The following is a 1,527-nucleotide window of genomic DNA, read 5'->3' on the forward strand; positions in this document are numbered from 1 at the left end:
CAGCCGGTCCCACGCGGTGGCGGCGGTCTCCCAGCACTCCGCCGTCCGGTCGGCGGACTGGCCGGATTCGCCGAGCCAGGCCCGGCAGACCGCCAGCGAGGCCGCGGCGGTGGGGGCGGTGCAGCCGCGCAGCCCCCGGGCGTAGCGGGTGACGAATTCGTGGGCCTCCGCGGTGCGTCCGGCGGTGACGAGGGCCTGGACGCGGACCGGGGCGATCTCGGTGGCCCACAGCCAGATGCCCTTGTGGGTGACGACGCGCATGCCCTCGTCGGTGAGGGCGAGGCTGTCCGCGTCGTGGCCGTCGGCGAGCCGCATCCTCGCGAGGGCGGCCGTGGGCTCCAGCGGCATGTCGACGACACCTCGGCGCGCGGCCTCGGTCAGCACTTGCTCGAACTGCTCCCCGGCCGAGGCGAGTTCACCGGGGTCGGTCGAGGTGGCCGAGGTGAGCAGCGCGGTAACCAGAGCGCTGTCGAGGACGATCAGAGGCTCTTCCTCGATGGCGGAGAGCGTGGCGAGGCGATCTGCGAGGCCCTCCCAGCGGCCGGTGTACCAGTCGAGGTGGGCCAGGGTCACCTCGGCCATGTCCCGGATCCGCAGGTGGCCGCTCCGTACGGCCACGTCGACGGCCCGTACGAGGCGGCGCCTTGCCTCCGCGTAGAACCCCCAACGGAGCGCGGCATCACCGATGTTGAGGTCGGCGCGGATGACGCTGAGGATGTCGCCCGTACCGCTCGCGGTCTCCGGGATCGCCGCTGCGGCGTCCCAGCCGCTGGGGTCTCCCATCTCCAGCAGAGCGGTCAGCCGGTCGACGCGGAAGGGGAGTTGGCGGTCGGCGGGGACGCGGGCCTCGACCAGTTCGATCGACTTGTCCAGCCAGCGGCGGTGCGCGGCGACCGGCCAGTCCGCGCCCGCCGGGCGGCCCAGCACGCTCATCGCCGAGGCGGCCTCGTACGGGCGGTCGTCGAGGTCCGCGATGGCGCGTTCCAGCTCGGCGGCCCCGGTCACGTACTGCCCGGCATGCATCAGCATCCGGCCCAACTGGGCGCGGACTTCGCCGCGTTCGGGCCGGGCGAGGGCGCCGCCGTCGAGCAGGGCGCGCAGTACCCCGAGCAGTTTGGTGCTGCCGAGGTAGCCGGAGAAGGCGAAGAGGGGAAACTTCCGGCACAGCCGGACAACGGCTCCCGCTGGCAGATTGCCTGCGGAGAGCAGGGCGTGCAGGGCGGCGACGGCGGTGTGCTGATCGCCCGAGGCGAGGGCCAGGTCGGCGGCCAACTCGGTGTAGTGCTGCCACCCTTCGGTGTCGCCGGCCTCCCCGAAGTGGTGCGGCAGCCGGGCGACCGGCAGCGGGTACATGGCCTCCAGGGCCCGGCCCGCCTTCAGATGCAGGGCGCGGCGCTCGCCGCCGGGGATGTCGTCGTAGACGGCGCGGGCGGCGAGCAGATGACGGAAGCGGACGCGTCCGTTGGGGTCCTCGACCAGTGCCCGTGCCCGTACCGCCGTGGCGAGGGCGGTACGGGCGCGGGCCGC

1 protein-coding gene is annotated in these 1,527 nt (G+C 73.9%); it reads right to left on the reverse strand.

Translation table 11 applies throughout. The features are described from left to right. On the reverse strand, positions 1-1,527 hold a 1,527-nt coding region (locus QR77_RS46920), incomplete at both ends, for a hypothetical protein (protein ID WP_201778823.1).

This window comes from Streptomyces sp. 150FB (genome assembly GCF_000818195.1).
GTDB lineage: Bacteria > Actinomycetota > Actinomycetes > Streptomycetales > Streptomycetaceae > Streptomyces.